The sequence below is a fragment of the Streptomyces viridochromogenes DSM 40736 genome (assembly GCF_000158955.1).
Lineage (GTDB): Bacteria > Actinomycetota > Actinomycetes > Streptomycetales > Streptomycetaceae > Streptomyces > Streptomyces venetus.
Map to the genome: position 1 here is coordinate 2,384,450 of NZ_GG657757.1, position 1,141 is coordinate 2,385,590.

Consider the following 1,141-nt stretch of genomic DNA (forward strand, 5'->3'; position numbering starts at 1 on the left):
CACCGGCGCCCCCGCGGGACTCCCCCGCCCCTACTGTCCCTGCGCGGCCTGTGCGGCCGCCCTCGGCCCCGACGCTCGGGCGGCCACCGCGCTGCTCCTGGACGGAGCGCTGCTGCTCGATCTGACGCCCGGGGCGGCGTTCGCGGCGGCGCGGGCGGGCCGTTCCCTGACCGGCGTACGGCAGGTGCTGCTGTCGCATCCGCACGACGGGCCCGCCGTCGAGGTGCCGGCCGGGCTGCCACAACCCGGTCGGGTGCCGGACGGGCGGGAGTTGACGCTGTTGACGGGGCACCGGGTGCGGGCCGTGGCGATGGACGCGCCGGGCACGGGGTACGCGGTGACCGGGCCGGAGGGACAGCGGCTGCTGTATCTGCCGCCGGGCGGGGCGCCCGCGGGCCTCGCGGAGCCCGCCGAGTCGTACGACATGGTCTGCCTGGACGTGGTGGGGCGGCCGGACGCGCTGGCGAAGCTGCGGGCGGTGGGTGCGGTGGGGCCGACGACGGATGTGGTCGCCGTCCACCTGGACCACGACGTGCCGCCGGGGCCCGAGCTCGCGCGGCGGCTCGCGGCGGCCGGGGCGCGGGCCGTGCCGGACGGGACGACGCTGGCGGTCGGGGCGTACGAGGACGTGCCGGACGTGCCGCGGCGGACGCTGGTGCTCGGCGGGGCGCGGTCGGGGAAGTCGGTGGAGGCCGAGCGCAGGCTGGAGGCCTTTCCGGACGTGCTGTACGTGGCGACGGGCGGGTCGCGGAACGGGGACACCGAGTGGTCGGCGCGGGTGGCGGCGCACCGGGAGCGGCGGCCGGGGTCGTGGCAGACGGTGGAGACCTGCGATCTGGTGCCGCTGCTGGCGGCCGAGGGGCCGCCGCTGCTCATCGACTGTCTGTCGTTGTGGCTGACGGATGCGATGGATTCCGCCGGGGCGTGGGACGACGCGGTGTGGGCGGAGCGCGGGGAGAAGGTGTTGCGGGAGCGGGTGCGGGAGTTGACGGAGGCGGTGCGGGAGACGCGGCGGACGGTTGTGGCCGTGTCGAACGAGGTGGGGTCGGGGATCGTGCCGTCGACTGCGTCGGGGCGGCGGTATCGGGATGAGCTGGGGCGGCTCAATGCGGGGTTCGCGGGGGAGTGTGAGCAGGTGTTG

The 1,141-nt window shown here is 76.8% G+C and carries 1 protein-coding gene; it reads left to right on the forward strand.

Going from position 1 to position 1,141, the window contains the following annotated elements:
- Positions 1-1,141 (forward strand): bifunctional adenosylcobinamide kinase/adenosylcobinamide-phosphate guanylyltransferase (locus SSQG_RS10450; RefSeq protein ID WP_003989709.1); only part of this gene is annotated, 1,141 nt, incomplete at both ends.